14 protein-coding genes are annotated in these 15,878 nt (G+C 65.2%); 5 read left to right on the forward strand and 9 right to left on the reverse strand.

The window, feature by feature from the left end:
* The first annotated feature begins 100 nt into the window (after positions 1 to 100).
* From P1U75_RS00730 to P1U75_RS00745, 4 genes are read left to right on the forward strand one after another with little or no spacing between them, the layout of a single operon-like run.
* Positions 101 to 1,342 (forward strand): serine hydrolase domain-containing protein, encoded by a 1,242-nt coding sequence (locus P1U75_RS00730; RefSeq protein ID WP_300238536.1) that lies wholly within the window; start codon positions 101 to 103, stop codon positions 1,340 to 1,342.
* Entirely contained in the window at positions 1,339 to 3,294 is a 1,956-nt protein-coding gene (locus tag P1U75_RS00735) for an acetoacetate--CoA ligase (RefSeq protein ID WP_300238539.1), read from the forward strand. Before P1U75_RS00730 ends, P1U75_RS00735 begins: the two co-directional genes overlap by 4 nt.
* Positions 3,295 to 3,315: 21 nt before the next feature.
* Positions 3,316 to 4,182, forward strand: coding sequence for an acyl-CoA thioesterase II (locus tag P1U75_RS00740; RefSeq protein WP_300238541.1), 867 nt, complete (start codon positions 3,316 to 3,318; stop codon positions 4,180 to 4,182).
* Positions 4,183 to 4,205: 23 nt separating this feature from the next.
* Complete coding sequence (locus P1U75_RS00745) at positions 4,206 to 5,213, forward strand: amidohydrolase family protein (protein ID WP_300238544.1); 1,008 nt, start codon at positions 4,206 to 4,208, stop codon at positions 5,211 to 5,213.
* Here P1U75_RS00745 and P1U75_RS00750 read toward each other — a convergent pair.
* The 5 genes from P1U75_RS00750 to P1U75_RS00770 all read right to left on the reverse strand — a co-directional run bounded on the left by P1U75_RS00750 (position 5,180) and on the right by P1U75_RS00770 (position 12,096).
* On the reverse strand, positions 5,180 to 5,962 hold the full coding sequence (locus P1U75_RS00750; protein ID WP_300238548.1) for an SDR family NAD(P)-dependent oxidoreductase: 783 nt from the start codon (positions 5,960 to 5,962) through the stop codon (positions 5,180 to 5,182). The two genes, P1U75_RS00745 and P1U75_RS00750, sit on opposite strands and share 34 nt — an antisense overlap.
* A 9-nt stretch (positions 5,963 to 5,971) precedes the next feature.
* On the reverse strand, positions 5,972 to 6,742 hold the full coding sequence (locus P1U75_RS00755; protein WP_300238551.1) for an SDR family NAD(P)-dependent oxidoreductase: 771 nt from the start codon (positions 6,740 to 6,742) through the stop codon (positions 5,972 to 5,974).
* Positions 6,739 to 8,493 carry an AMP-binding protein gene (locus P1U75_RS00760; protein WP_300238553.1) on the reverse strand — a complete coding sequence of 585 codons (1,755 nt, stop codon included), beginning with the start codon at positions 8,491 to 8,493 and terminating at the stop codon, positions 6,739 to 6,741. Before P1U75_RS00760 ends, P1U75_RS00755 begins: the two co-directional genes overlap by 4 nt.
* A gap of 373 nt (positions 8,494 to 8,866) precedes the next feature.
* The gene (gene sulP, locus P1U75_RS00765) at positions 8,867 to 10,648 is read right to left on the reverse strand and encodes a SulP family inorganic anion transporter (RefSeq protein ID WP_300238555.1); all 1,782 of its coding nucleotides are present in this window, start codon (positions 10,646 to 10,648) and stop codon (positions 8,867 to 8,869) included.
* Between the two features lie 230 nt (positions 10,649 to 10,878).
* Positions 10,879 to 12,096: an acyl-CoA dehydrogenase gene (locus P1U75_RS00770; RefSeq protein ID WP_300238557.1), complete on the reverse strand. Its 1,218-nt coding sequence runs from the start codon at positions 12,094 to 12,096 to the stop codon at positions 10,879 to 10,881.
* Positions 12,097 to 12,195: 99 nt separating this feature from the next.
* Between P1U75_RS00770 and P1U75_RS00775 the strand changes: the two genes are divergently transcribed.
* Positions 12,196 to 13,107 (forward strand): LysR family transcriptional regulator, encoded by a 912-nt coding sequence (locus tag P1U75_RS00775; RefSeq protein ID WP_300238559.1) that lies wholly within the window; start codon positions 12,196 to 12,198, stop codon positions 13,105 to 13,107.
* A gap of 165 nt (positions 13,108 to 13,272) precedes the next feature.
* Here the strand turns inward: P1U75_RS00775 and phoB are convergent, their stop codons facing one another.
* From phoB to P1U75_RS00795, 4 genes are all read right to left on the reverse strand, one after another.
* A complete protein-coding gene (gene phoB, locus P1U75_RS00780) occupies positions 13,273 to 13,962 on the reverse strand; it encodes a phosphate regulon transcriptional regulator PhoB (protein WP_300238561.1) in 690 nt (229 codons plus the stop codon).
* 3 nt (positions 13,963 to 13,965) lie between these two features.
* Positions 13,966 to 14,676 carry a phosphate signaling complex protein PhoU gene (phoU, locus tag P1U75_RS00785; RefSeq protein ID WP_300238563.1) on the reverse strand — a complete coding sequence of 237 codons (711 nt, stop codon included), beginning with the start codon at positions 14,674 to 14,676 and terminating at the stop codon, positions 13,966 to 13,968.
* Between the two features lie 16 nt (positions 14,677 to 14,692).
* Positions 14,693 to 15,490 carry a phosphate ABC transporter ATP-binding protein PstB gene (pstB, locus tag P1U75_RS00790; RefSeq protein ID WP_300238565.1) on the reverse strand — a complete coding sequence of 266 codons (798 nt, stop codon included), beginning with the start codon at positions 15,488 to 15,490 and terminating at the stop codon, positions 14,693 to 14,695.
* Between the two features lie 15 nt (positions 15,491 to 15,505).
* Positions 15,506 to 15,878: ABC transporter permease subunit (locus P1U75_RS00795; protein ID WP_300238567.1), on the reverse strand; the 373-nt coding region annotated here is incomplete at its 5' end.

Raw genomic sequence — 15,878 nt, forward strand, 5'->3', positions numbered from 1 at the left:
CCAGGGTATTCCGGCGGCTCGACATTTGTACGAAATCGCGGGCAAACTGTGCCAAACAGGCGGCCGGTCGTGCGGCCGAGAGGGGGAGGGAGCATATCTGATGGAAACCGCAAAACCGCAGGACCGGGGCATCGACCCCGGTCGTCTCGATCGCATTGCCACCTGGATGGACCGCTATGTTAAAGAGCGGAAGTATGCCGGCAGCTCGGTCCTGATTGCCCGGGGCGGTAAGGATGTCTATTTTCACGCCGCCGGCGCGCGCAGCGTCGAAGACACCCTGCCGTTCACCCGCGACACCATCGCGCGCATCTATTCGATGACCAAGCCGATCACCTCGGTCGCGCTGATGATGCTGGCGGAAAAGGGGCTGTTTCACCTCGATGCGCCGGTTTCGGAATTCATCCCGTCTTTCAATGACATGCAGACCCTTGTTCCCGGCGCTGAGCGGATCGACCAGACCGAACCCTGCGCCACGCCCACGCTGCACCAGCTGCTTACCCATACCAGCGGCATGAGCTACCCGTTCAACCCGGGCGTGCTGGCGCAGGCGATGGACGCGCAGGAGATGATGTTCAAGCCGAACCAGGGGACTCTGGCGGATATGGCCGCCGAGGTCGCGGCGCTGCCGCTGGCGTTTCATCCCGGCACCCGCTGGGAATACTCGGTGGGCATCGACATTATCGGCCGCGTGGTCGAGGTGGTCTCGGGCCGCACCCTGGCCGAGTTCTTCGCCGATGAGATCTTCGCCCCCCTCGGCATGACCGAGACCGGGTTTTCGGTGCCGCAGGCGGCGGGGGACCGGTTTGCCTCGCTCTATACGCCGCTGGCCGGGGACGCGATGGCGCTGAATGCGGCGCGGGAGGGCAGCGAAACGCTGCGCCTGGTGGATCGGGCCGGGGCCTCGCCCTTCGAGGCGGCCAGCATGTATTCCGGTGGCGGCGGCCTTGTCGGGACCATCGACGATTACCTGAAATTCGCCGAGATGCTGCAAAAAGGCGGCACCTGCGATGGCGGACGGTTGCTCAGCCCCGCGACGCTGGAGTTCATGATGCGCAATCATCTGCCCGGCGATATCGCCGCGATGGGCCCGCAAAGCTTTGCCGAGCAACCGATGGAGGGCATGGGTTTCGGCCTTGGCGGCGCCGTGGTTCTGGATGCAGGACGCGCCAGATGTCCCGGAAACTTAGGCGATTTCAGTTGGGGCGGCATGGCCTCGACCTTCTTCTGGATCGACCGGGTGCTGAATCTGAGCGCGGTGTTCTTCACCCAGCTCTCGCCGTCCAGTTCCTATCCCAGCCGCGCCGAACTCAAGGCCCTCGTACACGGAGCAGTTATCCAATGAGCGCAGAACGTCCCATCCTCTGGACCCCGAGCAAGGATCGCATCGAGGGCAGCCGCATGGCCGAGTTCATGCGCTGGATCGAAATGACACGCGGTTTGACCTTCGACAGCTACAACGACCTTTGGGACTGGAGCGTCAGCGACCTCGATGCCTTCTGGTCGTCGATCTGGGGATTCTTCGACATCCCGGCGAGCCAGGGCTGTGGCACCATGCTGGCCGAGCGCAGGATGCCGGGCGCGGTCTGGTGCCCCGAGGGGCGGATGAACTTTGCGCAAGCCATGCTGCGTCCGGCGAAAACCCGCCCGGAGGCCGAGGCGGTGGTGGTCCGGTCGGAGACCTTCGGCGACAGTCGGCTGAGTTGGACCGAACTGTCGGCGCAGGTGGCCAGCGTCGCCGCGCGGTTCCGCGCCATGGGGCTGGGGCAGGGCGACCGGGTGGTCGCCATCCTGCCCAACACGGAAACCGCTTTGATCGCCTGCCTGGCCACCGCCAGCATCGGCGCGATCTGGTCGCTCTGCGCCCCCGACATGGGGCATGTGGCGATCCTCGACCGGTTCCGCCAGATCGAGCCGAAACTGATCGTCGCGCAGGACGGTTACGTGCATGCGGGCAAGATGATCGATCGGCGCGACGTGCTGGCGACCATCCTTGACGGGCTGCCGACGCTGGAGCAGCGCGTTCTGGTGCCAGTGGTCGGCGACGTGCCCGCGGGCGCTGTGGCCTGGGCGGACCTGACCGGCGATGCGGCCGCGCCCGAGTTCGCGCAGGTGCCCTTCGATCATCCACTCTGGATCGTCTATTCCTCGGGCACCACCGGCAACCCCAAGCCCATCGTTCACGGTCATGGCGGCATCATCCTTGAGGGGTGCAAGCAATCGCTGCACCAGGACCTGCGCGCGGGCGACCGGTTCTGCTGGCTGACCTCCTCAGGCTGGATCATGTGGAACGCGCAGTTTACCGCGCTGGGGCAGGGGGCAACGCTGGCGCTGTTCGACGCGGCGCCCAACCATCCCGACATGATGGCGCTGTGGCGCTTCGCGGCGGATGAGAGGATCACCTATCTCGGCGTCGGCGCGGCCTATGTCACCGTCTGCATCAAGGCCGGGATCCGGCCGCGCGACACGCTGGACCTGAGCGCGCTGAAATCGATGGGCACCACCGGGTCGCCGCTGACCTCGGACGGCTACGACTGGATCTATGACGCGGTGGACCGCGAGATCTGGCTGGCGCCGATCTCGGGCGGGACCGACCTTGCCGGGGCCTTCGTCTGCGGCAACCCGATGCTGCCGGTGCGCGCCGGCGAGATGCAGTGCAGGGCGCTTGGCAACGCGGTACGGTCCTTCGACGACAGCGGCAACGAGCTGATCGGAGAGGTGGGCGAACTGGTCTGCACCGAGCCGCTGCCCTCGATGCCGCTCTATTTCTGGGGCGACGACGACGGATCGCGCCTGCACGAGAGCTATTTCGACACCTATCCCGGCATCTGGCGTCACGGCGACTGGATCGAGATCACGCCGGAGGGCGGATCGGTGATCTTCGGCCGTTCCGACGCCACCATCAACCGCAGGGGGCTGCGGCTGGGCTCGTCCGAGATCTACCAGGCGGTCGAGGGGTTGGAGGAGGTTCTAGATTCTCTGGTCATCGACCTGGAGTTCCTTGGCCGCGAAAGTTTCATGCCGCTCTTCGTGGTGCTGGCGCCGGGTCTGACGCTGGACGAGGCGCTGACCGAAAAGATCAACGGCGCGATCCGCACCTCGGTCTCGGCCCGGTTCGTGCCGAACGAGATTGTGCAGATCCCGGAGGTGCCGCGCACCCTGTCGGGGAAGAAGCTGGAGGTGCCGGTCAAGAAACTGCTGCTGGGGGCCGATCCCGAAAGTGTGGTAAACCGCGACTCGATGGCCAACCCCGACAGTTTCGACACCTTCATCGCCTATGCCGCCGCGCGAAGCTGACCGTTTCAGAAAGGACCGTAAATGACCGATGTCGCCGCCGAACTTCTGGGCCTGCTGGATATCGAACGGCTGGAGGTCGATCTGTTCCGCGGAATCGGTTCCGGCGGCGAGACCAGCAAGCGGATCTATGGCGGACAGGTGATCGCCCAGGCGCTGGCGGCGGCCTATGGCACGGTGCCCGATCGCCTGTGCCATTCGCTGCACGCTTTTTTCATCCGCCCCGGCGACCCCTCGATCCCGGTGATCTACCAGGTCGATCGCGCCCGTGACGGCGGCAGTTTCACCACCCGTCGCGTGGTGGCGATCCAGCACGGCAAGCAGATCCTGAACATGTCGGCCTCGTTCCACGTGGAAGAGGAGGGCTGGGACTATCAGCATGCGATGCCCGAGGTGGAGGGCCCCGAAGGGCTGCTCAACCGCGGAGAGTTGCGCGACCGCTGGGCACCGCATGTGCCCGAGCATATGCGGCGCGATTTCCTGCGCCCGCGCCCCATCGAGATCCGCGAGGTGGACCCGCGCGATCTGGTCGACCCAAAGCCGGAAAGCGACGTCAACTACCTGTGGTTCCGGATGGAGGCCGCGGCCGGGGCCAGCCCGCAGTTGCAGCATATCCTGCTGGCCTATGTCTCGGACATGAACCTGCTGGGCTCCTCGCTGCGACCGCACGGGCTGACCTGGTTCAACGGCGAGGTGATGACCGCGAGCCTGGATCACTCCATGTGGTTTCACGGTCCGCTCGCCTTTGAGGATTGGCATCTCTACAGCATGGACGCGCCCTTTACCGGCGGCGCGCGCGGCTTCAACCGTGGCAAGATCTATGCCCGCGACGGGCGGCTGGTGGCCAGCACCGCGCAGGAGGGTCTGATGCGCCCCTACAAGCCGAAGTGACCGACCAGGCCTGGATTCCGGGGATGGAACTGCGCGACGACTGGCTTGCGCAGGACACGGAAGAGATCCTCGATCCCGGCCGCGAGATCGTCGATCCGCATCACCACCTTTGGCAACGCGGCGGCACCGGCTACGAGCTGCCGCAGTTCCGCGCCGACACCCAGTCCGGCCACAGGGTGGTCCAGAGCGTCTATATCGAATGCCGGTCCTACTATGACAGGGAGGCCGAGGAGCGGTTCCGGCCGGTGGGGGAAACCCGCGCGGTCGCGGCGATGGCGCTGGAGACCGCCGGCGACCCGGCGCGGATCGCCGGCATCGTCGCCTTCGCCGATCTGCGCGACGATGCCCTCGACGCGGTGCTGGACGCGCATGAGGCGGCCGGGCAGGGGTTGGTGAAGGGTATTCGGCAATCCGGCGCCCATGACCCGGAGCCCGATGCGCTGGCGATCCCCGGGCGCGGCGCGCCAGGGCAATATGCCGATCCGCTGTTCCGTCGCGGCGTGGCGCGACTGGGGGACCGGGGCCTGACCTATGACACCTGGCACTATCACCATCAGGCGGGCGATTTCCTCGACCTCGCGCGGGCTGTGCCGGGCACCACGATCATCCTAGATCATTTCGGAACCCCGTTGGGGGTGGGGCGTTTTGTCGGGCAACGCGGTGCGATTTTCGACCGTTGGCGGCGCGACATGGAGGCATTGGCGGCCTGTCCCAACGTGGTGGCCAAGCTGGGCGGGCTGGCAATGCCGGACAACGGCTGGGGCTGGCATCGGCGGTCGCGGCCGCCCACGTCGGAGGAATTCGTGGCCGCCCAGGGGCCCTGGTACAGCCACATGACCGACTGCTTCGGTCCGGACCGCTGCATGTTCGAAAGCAATTTTCCGGTGGACCGCACCGCGATCGGCTATCCGGCACTTTGGAACGCCTTCAAGAAAATCGCGGCACGCTATGATGCGGCGGCGCGCGATGCCCTGTTCGCGGGCACCGCACGGCGGATTTATCGCTTGCCCTCGACCGAGCCGCCATACTGACGGTTGAGCTTGCGCATGCCGCCGATCCAGCGGTCGTAATCGGCGGTCTTGAGGCGCATGTAATCGAGCACCTGCGGGTGTGGCAGCACGAGGAAGGTTTCCTCCTCGATCGCCTTGAGACAGGCCAGCGCCACCGGCCCGGGCTCCAGCATGCCGTCGAGCGCCGCGACCCCTTCCTCGTGGCCCCGCGTCATTTCCGAGCGGACCGCCTGCGGGCAGAGCACCGAGACCTTGATGCCCTGGTCGCCATAGGTCAACGCCAGCCATTCCGCGAGGCCGACGGCGGCATGTTTCGTGACCCCGTAGGGCGCCGACCCGACCTGGTTCAGGAGCCCCGCCGCCGAGGCGGTGTTGAGCAGATAGCCGCCGCCGCGCGCGGTCATGCGCGGCACCATGTGACGCGCGGCCCAGACATGGGCCATCACGTTGACCTCCCAGATCCGCTGCCACTCCGCATCCGGCACCTCGACCCCGCCGATGGAGAGAATGCCGGCGTTGGAACAGAACAGATCGATCGGGCCGACCTCTGCCTCGGTCCGCTCGATCAGCGCGGCGATCTCCGCCTCCACGCCCACATTGCACCCCATGGCGATGCCGTCGATGCGCCCGGCCACGTCCTGGGCGCCGGCCTCGTTCAGGTCGGCGCAAACAACCTTTTTCGCACCCGCCGCGGCGAAGCATTCGGCCATGGCTGCGCCGATCCCGCTGGCCGCGCCGGTGACGACGACGATCTTGTCTTTTAACTGCATGTCAGGTCCTTATGTCCACATGTTCGAGCCGCCGCAGACGGTCAACGCCTGGCCGGTCATGTAACGGCTGGCATCCGAGGCGAGGAACACCGCAAGCCCCTTGAAATCCTCCGGCTCGCCCAGCCGGCGCAGCGGGATATCGTTCTTGATCCGCGCTTCGACCTCCGGGTTGTCCCAGAGCTCGCGCGCGAAATCGGTGCGCACGAGGCCGGGACAGATCGCGTTGAACCGTACGCCCCTGGGCCCGAACTCGGCGGCAAGGTTGCGCACCAGCCCGATCAGCGCCAGCTTCGACATGCCGTAGGTACCCAGCATGACCGAGGGTTTGAACGCCCCGATGGAGGAGGTGAACATTACCGACCCTGCGCCCTTTTCCACCATGTCCGGCGCCGCCAGCTGCGCCAGCCAAAGATTCGACTGCACGTTCGCCGCCATGGTCTTCTCATAGGCCTCGTCGGGGATCTCCGAGGTCGGACCGTAATAGGGGTTCACGCCTGCGTTGCCGACCAAGATGTCGATCGGTCCGGCCTTGGCGCGCGCGGCCTCGACCAGCGCCTGCAACTGATCCTTGTGGCCGACGTTGCAGGCGACCGGGATCGCACGGTCGGCGCCGACCTCGGCGTTGATTTCCGCCGCGGCCTCCTCCAGCCGGTCCTGCTTGCGGGCCGAGATCACGACGGTTGCACCATGGTCGGCAAGTGCTGTCGCCATGGCCAGCCCCATGCCCTTGGACGCGCCGGTCAGGAGAGCGACCTTGCCGGAAAGATCGAATAAATTCATGTGTTTGATCCTATTTCATGATTTTTTTGTTCAGGAATTTCCGGTGTCGAAGGATCGTGCCAGTCGGGCAGGCAGGCGGCGCACAGGGCGCGGCGGTCGATCTTGTCGGTGGCGCCGCGGGGCAGGGGGCCGGTCTGCATCCAGATCCTTTCGGGCAGTTTGAAATGCGCCATGTGTTCGGCGAGAAAATCGCGCAGCTCGGCCTCCGGCACCGGGGTTCCAGGGCGAAGCTGCACCGCCGCGCCCACGACCTCGCCCAGACGGGCATGGGGCAGGGCAAAGGCACAGGCCTCGGCTACGGCCGGATGCCGGTGCAGCGCGCCCTCGACATCGAGGCAGGCGATGTTTTCGCCGCCCCGGATGATGATGTTCTTCTTGCGGTCGACGATAGTGACATAGCCGTCAACGTCGATGTGCCCCAGGTCACCTGTGCGCAGCCACCCGTCCCGCATCGTATCATTCGTGGCGTCCGGTTTGTTCAGGTAACACCGCATGTTGCAGGGGCTTTTTACAGTGATTTCCCCGATCTCGCCCGGTGGCACGTCTTGGCCGTCATCGTCGAGAAACCGCAACTCCTGCACCGGCGGATACAGCCGACCGGCCGATCCCGGCCGCATGAGGTAGTCCTTGCCCACCATGCCGATGCCGTTGGCGTTGGTTTCGGTCATACCCCAGCCGGTGGCGATATTGGCCCTGGGAAAGCGGCGCGAAAGCTCGGCCACCTGCGCCGCCGGGCGCTTGGCACCGCCGGCCCCGAGAAAATCCAGTGTTTCCAGCGGCTCCCCCAGCCGGTCCGCGGCCTCGGACAGATCTGCGCTTTGGGTTGGAACCCCCAGGAACCGCGTGACTTTCTCGTCCCGTATCAGGCGCACGGCAGAGTCGGCATCCCAGCGGTCCATCACCACCAGCTTCGCGCCCGCCGGAAGGCTCAGCAGGAAAACCGGATGGGTCGCGGTGACGTGAAACAGCGGCGTGGCGACCAGGCCGACGGGGCGCGGGGTGGTGGCCTTTGGATCGTCGGGCGGGTCCAGAAAGGGGGTGATATAGGCCTGCATAAGCCAGGTATAGACCGCGTTGATCGCGCCCCGGTGGGTTTGCACCACGCCCTTGGGGTGGCTGGTGGTGCCGGAGGAATACATGATCGCGAAATCGTCGTCGGTGTCGATCTCGACCGTTGGCCAGGAATCGTTTTCTGCTGTTTCAAGAAGGCTGGAAAACCCCTCATTTCCAGTGCTTTCTGCGTCACGGGTTCCGATCAGGATGAGGTTTCGCGCCGACCCCAGCGGGTGCAGCCGTGCCAGGCGTTTGCCATCGGCGAAGACCAGCCGCACGCCTGCATCCTCAAGCGCATAGTCCAACTCTTCACTGGTCCACCAGGCATTGAGAAAGACGACGACACCGCCGACCGAGGCGATCGCGGCGATCAGGAGCAGCAATTCGGGGCAATTGCGCATGGCAATGGCCACGCGATCGCCTTTGCCGATGCCGAAACGCGCCTGAAGGGACCACGCCAAGCGGTTGGAATCGGAACAGAATTCATCGTAACTCCAACGGTCGTCGTGGAAAACGAGGTACTCGGCGGCGCCGTCGCCCTGGGCCGCTCGGCTGGCCTGCATCAGCGCCCTAATATGCGGCGGCGTGTTGCAGAACGCGCGAAAGGGGGTGCCGCGGATTACCGCCTCATGGGTTTCAAAGATCGGGTGCTCAGCGGTGACGCGGCGTACAGCCGCTTCCAGCGTGAGGGCTGTCATAACAAAAGGCCCCGTGACCGCGGGGCGGCACAATTGATTGTGCGCATTGTTGTCCTCCCTTGGCCGGGCCGCGCGAGCGATACGCGCGACTCCCGGTCCTCCGGGAGGAGGTTAGTCAGGATTCTCTCATCTGCCAATACCGCAGATCGGAATGTAATTTCGCAAGCGGACGGTCAAGAATTTGGGTGGGCGCTGAATTTCACATTACCGATTGGCGAGGTTCAGAGTGACGGGACATCAGGATAACACCGTGAATTCAGCAAGTTCCACGATGGTCTTGCGTGCAAAAATATACATAATACCGATTATAGGAATTATAAATACCCGGAGCGGCGCCGACCTGAAATCCAGCCCGGCCCCTGCCTTCACCCGATCACGCGGCGGATTTGTCCCCGGTGTGCTTCCGCCCTGTCAGCGTGACAAAGGCGTCGTATTGCGACAGGAACACCTCGCCCGAAAGCTCGTCAAGGAAATGGCTGCATTTCAGCCGGTCCATCACCGGCCCCTTGACCTCGGACAGGTGCAGCTTGATCCCCTGGTCCGACAGGCGCTGGTTGATCGACTCCAGCGATTCCAGCGCGCTCAGGTCCACCTCGTTCACCGCCGAGCACATCAGGATCACGTGTTTCAGCTGGTCCCGGTCCCGGTAGACGCGCGCCTGGATCAGATCCTCCATCCGCCGGGCATTGGCGAAATACAGGCTCTCGTCGATGCGCAGGGTCAGGACCGCCGGATCGGTGACCACCTGGTGCCGGTGGATGTTGCGGAAATGCTGGCTTCCGGGCACCTGCCCCACCTCGGCCACATGCGGACGCGAGGTTTTCCAGACAAAGAGCGCCAGCGAAACCAGAACGCCGGTGGCAACGCCAATCTCGACCCCGACGCCAAGGGTCAGAACGATGGTGCCCAGAACGGCGGCAAAATCGGCCCTGGAATAGGACCAGGCGCGCGTCAGGATCGAGAGATCGACCAGCGACAGCACCGCCACGATGATGGTTGCCGCCAGCGTCGCCTTGGGCAGGAAATACAGCAGAGGCGTCAGCATCAGCGCCGCCAGCAACAGCCCCACGGCGGTAAAGGCCCCGGCGGCGGGTGTCTGCGCCCCGGCGTCGAAATTCACCACCGAGCGGGCAAACCCCCCCGTCACGGGATAGCCGCCCGACAACCCGGACGAGATGTTGGAGGCCCCCAGCGCGATCAACTCCTGGTTCGGCTCGATCCGCTGCTTGCGCTTGGCTGCCAGCGTCTGCGCCACCGAGACGCTTTCCACGTAGCCGATGATCGAGATCAGCACCGCCGGCCCGATCAGCGCCGACAACAGGCTGACATCCATGTTCGGCAGCCCCAGCGGCGGCAGGCCGGTGGGCACCGTTCCCACCACCGAAACCCCTGCCCCCGGCAGGTTCAGCGCCCAAGCGGCCACGGTGGTGCCGATCACCGCGAAAACCGGGCCGACGCGGGCTGTGGTGGCGGCGGCATGGGTGCTCATCCCGAAGCGGGATTTCAGCAGCCCCGCCAACCCCTTGCGCACCCAGAACAGGAAGGCCAGCGCGATCCCCCCGATCACCAGCGTCGGCCAATTGGTCTGCGGCAGCTCGGCCCAGATCGAGCCGAGGATCTCGGGCAGCGTGTGACCATGCGCCTTGATGCCCAGGATGTGTTTCATCTGGCTCGACGCGATCAGGATGCCCGAGGCGGTGATGAACCCCGCGATCACCGGGTGCGACAGGAAATTGGCCACCACCCCCAGCCGCAAGATCCCCATCCCCAGCAACACCAGCCCCGACAACAGCGCCAGAACGGCGGCGGCGGCGGTATAGTCCGCCAGGGTTTCAAGCCCCAGTGGCGCCAACGCCGAGGCGGTCATAAGCGAAACCACCGCCACCGGCCCCACCGCCAGCGCCCGGCTGGTCCCGAACACCGCGTAGAACACCAGCGGCAGGATCGAGGCATAAAGCCCGACCTCGGCCGGCAGACCGGCCAGCAGCGCATAGGCCAGCGATTGCGGGATCAGCATGATCGTCACGATCACCGCCGCTGTCATGTCCCCGGCGAATTGCGCCCGGTCGTAGCGCCGGCCCCAGTCCAGCACCGGGAACACGGATTTCAGCCGGTCGGGCGAGAGGCGCGGCAGCGCGTTCAGAAACGTCTTCAAGGGGGCGCACCTTTCTGTTGATCCCGCGTCCGCCGGACAGGGCGGCCCCCTGCCCCGGCGCAATCGGTCCTGTGCGGTTCCGGGACCGGATCACTTATATATCGTGATTTCTATATATGTAATTGCCCCGTCTTGTGAACCCCGGTTTCCGGTAGAAATGCCGCATTAGCCGGGAACGCGAAAAGACCGGGCGAACCCGGCCTTTCACCACTGAAATCAGTGCGTTACAATCAGAAGAACGCCTGCAGCCCGGTCTGCGCACGGCCCAGGATCAGCGCGTGCACGTCATGGGTGCCTTCATAGGTGTTCACCGTTTCCAGGTTCACCATGTGGCGGATCACCTGGAATTCCAGGCTGATGCCGTTGCCGCCGTGCATGTCGCGCGCCATTCGCGCGATATCCAGCGCCTTGCCGCAGTTGTTGCGCTTGATGATGCTGATCATCTCGGGCGCGGCATTGGCCTCGTCCATCAGGCGACCGACCCGCAGGCTGGCCTGCAGCCCCAGCGTGATCTCGGTCTGCATGTCGGCCAGTTTCTTCTGATAAAGCTGGGTCTGCGCCAGCGGGCGGTTGAACTGCTTGCGGTCCAGCCCGTATTGCCGCGCCCCGTGCCAGCAGGCCTCGGCGGCGCCCATCACGCCCCAGCTGATGCCATAGCGCGCGCGGTTGAGGCAGCCGAACGGCCCTTTCAGCCCCTGCACATGCGGCAGCAGCGCATCCTCGCCGACCTCGACGCCTTCCATCACGATCTCGCCGGTGATCGAGGCGCGCAGGCTCATCTTGTTGCGGATCTTGGGCGCGCTCAGCCCCTTCATGCCCTTTTCCAGCACGAATCCGCGGATCTTGCCGTCATGGGCATCCGATTTGGCCCAGACCACGAAGACATCGGCGATCGGCGCGTTGGAGATCCACATCTTGCTGCCGGTCAGGCGATAGCCGCCGTCGATCTTTTCGGCGCGCGTCTTCATGCCGGCGGGGTCCGAACCAGCATCGGGCTCGGTCAGGCCGAAACAGCCGATGAACTCGCCGCTCGACAGCTTGGGCAGGTACTTCTGGCGCTGCTCTTCGCTGCCGTAGGCATAGATCGGGTACATCACCAGCGAGCTTTGCACCGACATCATCGACCGGTAACCCGAATCCACCCGCTCCACCTCCCGCGCCACCAGTCCATAGCTGACGTAGCCGGCGCCGAGGCCGCCGTATTGCTCGGGGACGGTGGTGCCCAACAGGCCCATCTCGCCCATCTCGCGGAAGATTTCCGGATCGGTCTCCTCGGTCTCGAAGGCCGAGAGCACCCGCGGCTGCAGCTTTTCCTGCGCATAGGCACGGGCGCTGCCGGCGATCATCCGTTCGTCTTCGGTCAACTGATCGTTGAACCGCAGCGGGTCGGACCAGTCGAACCCGGCAAGGTCGGGGGCGTCTTTGGCGCGCAGGGCGGGGGTGTTCATGGCAGTCTCCTCATATCATATGCATTTGCATTCTTTTATCACATCCTTTCCGCAAGAAACAGCGAGACATTCGCATGGTTTCATGAGTAAACGGAATACATGCTTGCCCCACGCCGATTCCTGCCCTCGATTGCCTCTCTTCGGGCGCTGGAGGCGTTGGAGCGTCTCGGCAGCGCCTCGGCGGTGGCCGAGGAACTGTCCCTGACCCAAAGCGCCGTCAGCCGCCAGCTGCAGGCGCTGGAAGAACAGATGGGCGCCGAGCTGATCCAGCGCAGCCGCAAGCGGTTGTCGCTGACCCCGGCGGCGCGGGACTACGTGGCCGAGATCCGCCCCGCCCTGCATCAGATTGCCCAGGCCTCGATGCGCCTGCAGATGCCGCAGGCCGGTGGCGCGCTGAACCTTGCCATCCTGCCCGCCTTCGGCATGCGCTGGCTGATGCCGCGCCTGCCCGAGTTCGCGCGGCTGCACCCGGAGGTGACGATCAACATGGCCACCCGCCTGCACCCGTTCAACTTCACCGGAGAGCCCTTTGACGCGGCAATCCACTTCGGCAGCGGCGACTGGCCGGGCACCGACCGGCTCTTGCTGAAACACGAACAGGTCCTGCCGGTTTGCGCCCCGGCTCTGCTCAGCGGACGTGCCACCGGCGATCCGCGGGCGCTGCTGACCATGCCGATTCTGCACATCGAGACGCGCCCGCGCGCCTGGCAGGACTGGTTCGCGCTCAAGGGGGTGGCGACCGCCGGGCCGGTTCCGGGCACCATGTACGACCAGTTCTCGGCCATCACCCAGGCCGCGCTGCACGGGCTGGGGGTGGCGCTCCTGCCCGATTACCTGGCCGAACAGGATGTCGCCACCGGTCGCCTCGTGGCGCCCTTCGGCCCGGCCACGGAAACGCCCGGCGCCTATTACCTGGTCTGGCCGCAGGCCAGGGCGCACCATCCCCCGCTCTGCGTTTTTCGCGACTGGCTCAGCGGCCAGGCGCAGCCCGAAGACCCCCTGCCCCGGTAACGCCGCCCGGGCCGATGGTCCCGGGCTTTTTCTGGCTGAAAATACTCCCGCCGGAGGCTCCGACGGGGCGGGATTCGCAAACCTCGGGATTATCGAGACGTCTGCCCCTGGGCTCCGCCCGTTCGGCGCTGAAAAAGGTCCACCGGACCTTTTTCCAGGCGCGCCTCACCCCAAGGCATACCCCGCGCCGCGCACGGTGCGCACCGGGTCGGCGCCGCCATGCTGGGTCAGCGCCTTGCGCAGCCGCCCGATATGCACGTCGACAGTGCGGGTATCGACATAGATGTCGCGCCCCCAGACCCGATCGAGCAGCTGTTCGCGGCTCCACACCCGGCCCGGCTTCTCCATGAAGGTCGACAGCAGGCGGAACTCGGTCGGGCCGAGTTTCAGCGGCTGCTCCGCCCGGCTGACCTTGTGGGTCTCGGCATCCAGCACGATGTCCTCGTACTCCAGCCGCAGCCCCACGGTCGAGGGGCGCACCCGGCGCAACTGCGTGCGCACCCGCGCCATCAGCTCCACGACGGAGAACGGCTTGACCACGTAATCGTCGGCGCCGGTCTCCAGCCCGCGCACCTTGTCCACCTCTTCGGAGCGCGCCGACAGCATGATGATCGGGATCGAGCGGGTTTCCGGCCGGGTCTTGAGGCGCCGGCACACTTCGATGCCGCTGAGGTTCGGCATCATCCAGTCCAGAACGATGATATCCGGCATGTCCTCTTCGACCAGAAGAAGCGCCTCTTCGCCGTTCTCGGCCTTGAGCACGCGAAACCCCTCGGCCTCGAGGTTATAGGCCAGGACTTCGCGCTGTGCCAATTCGTCCTCGACGACCAGGACCGTCGGCTGATCGGCCGCCATGCCTTACCCCTCCAATAGGCTTGTCGAGGTGTCGTCGGCCTTCACGCGGCGGTCTTCCGGGCGGTCTCCGGTGACAAGGTAGACGACCTGCTCGGCGATACCGGTGGCGTGGTCGCCCATGCGCTCGATATTCTTGGCGATGAAATGCAGGTGCATGCAGGCGGTGATGCTGCGGGGATCTTCCATCATGAAGGTCAGGAACTCCCGGAACAGCGCGTTGTACATCTGGTCGACCTCGAGATCGCGCTCGACCACGTCGCGGGCCAGATCCGCGTCACGCTGGATATAGGCGTCCAGCGTATCCTTGAGCATGCGCTCGACCTCGCGCGCCATCCGCCGCAGCGATGCGGTGGCGCCGGGCACGGGCGGCATCTGCGCCAGCACGCCGGTCCGCTTGGCGATGTTCTTGGCATAATCGCCGATCCGCTCCAGGTTGCCGCTGATCTTCATCACCGTCAGCACCACGCGCAGATCGACGGCGGTCGGCGCGCGCAGCGCGATCAGCCGCGCGGTTTCCTCGTTGATCAGGTCCTCGAGCGCGTCGATGGCGGCATCGCCCACCGTGACCTTTTCGGCCAGTTCCTCGTCGCGCGCCTCGAGCGAGGCCGCGGAGTCCATGATCGCGGCCTCTACGAGGCCACCCATTTTCATGATGCGGGCCTGAATGGCCTCGAGGTCGCGATCGAAGGCCGTCGCAATGTGTTGGTCTGACATGCTGTTTCCTGTTCGCTTAGCCGATGCGACCGGTGATGTAGCTCTCGGTGCGCGGATCTTCGGGATTGGTGAAAATATGCCCGGTCTCCCCGAACTCGACGAGGTCCCCGAGGTGGAAAAAGGCAGTCTTCTGGCTGACGCGGGCGGCCTGCTGCATCGAGTGGGTTACGATCACCACCGAATAGCTCTGGCGCAACTCGTCGATCAGTTCCTCGACCTGGGCCGTGGCGATCGGGTCCAGCGCCGAGCACGGCTCGTCCATCAAAAGCACCTCGGGCTCGGTCGCGATGGCGCGGGCGATGCACAGGCGCTGCTGCTGACCGCCCGACAACCCGGTGCCGGGCGCATCCAGCCGGTCCTTGACCTCCTCCCAGATCGCGCCGCGGCGCAGGGATTTCTCGACGATCTCGTCCAGCTCGGCCTTGGACCTGGCCAGCCCGTGGATGCGCGGGCCATAGGCGATGTTGTCGTAGATCGACTTGGGGAACGGGTTCGGCTTCTGGAACACCATGCCGACCTTGGCGCGCAGCTGCACCGGATCGACACGCTTGTCGTAGATGTCGTCGCCGTCGATCAGGATATCGCCTTCGACGCGGCAGATGTCGATCGTGTCGTTCATCCGGTTGAGGCAGCGCAGGAAGGTCGACTTGCCGCAGCCTGACGGGCCGATGAACGCGGTCACCGTGTTGTTCTCGATCTCGACCGATACGTCTTTGATCGCGTGGTTGTCACCGTAATAGACCTGTACGTCTTTGGCTTTGATTTTGACGTCCGTCACGGCGGTCTCCTGTGTGTGGTGTGGTATATCGTACATGGGGCAGGGTCCAGTTTACCAGCGACGCTCAAAGCGACGGCGCAGAATGATGGCGATGATGTTCATCGTCAGCAGAAAGATGAGCAGGATGATGATCCCGCCCCAGGCTTTTTCGTAGAAGCCCGCATCGGCGCGCGCCGCCCATGTGTAGATCTGCGCGGGCATCGCAGAGTTGGGGTCGATAAAGCCGGATACAACGCCTTCGGGGTAGGCGCGGGCGATGAACCCGACCATGCCGATCAGCAAGAGCGGCGCAGTTTCGCCAAGCGCTTGTGCCAGACCGATGATGGTGCCGGTCAGGATGCCCGGTGCGGCGAGCGGCAGAACGTGGTGGAACACGGTTTGCATCTTGGATGCGCCGACGCCAAGTGCGGCTTCGCGGATCGAC

Source organism: Antarcticimicrobium sp. (genome assembly GCF_029212575.1).
Lineage (GTDB): Bacteria > Pseudomonadota > Alphaproteobacteria > Rhodobacterales > Rhodobacteraceae > Antarcticimicrobium.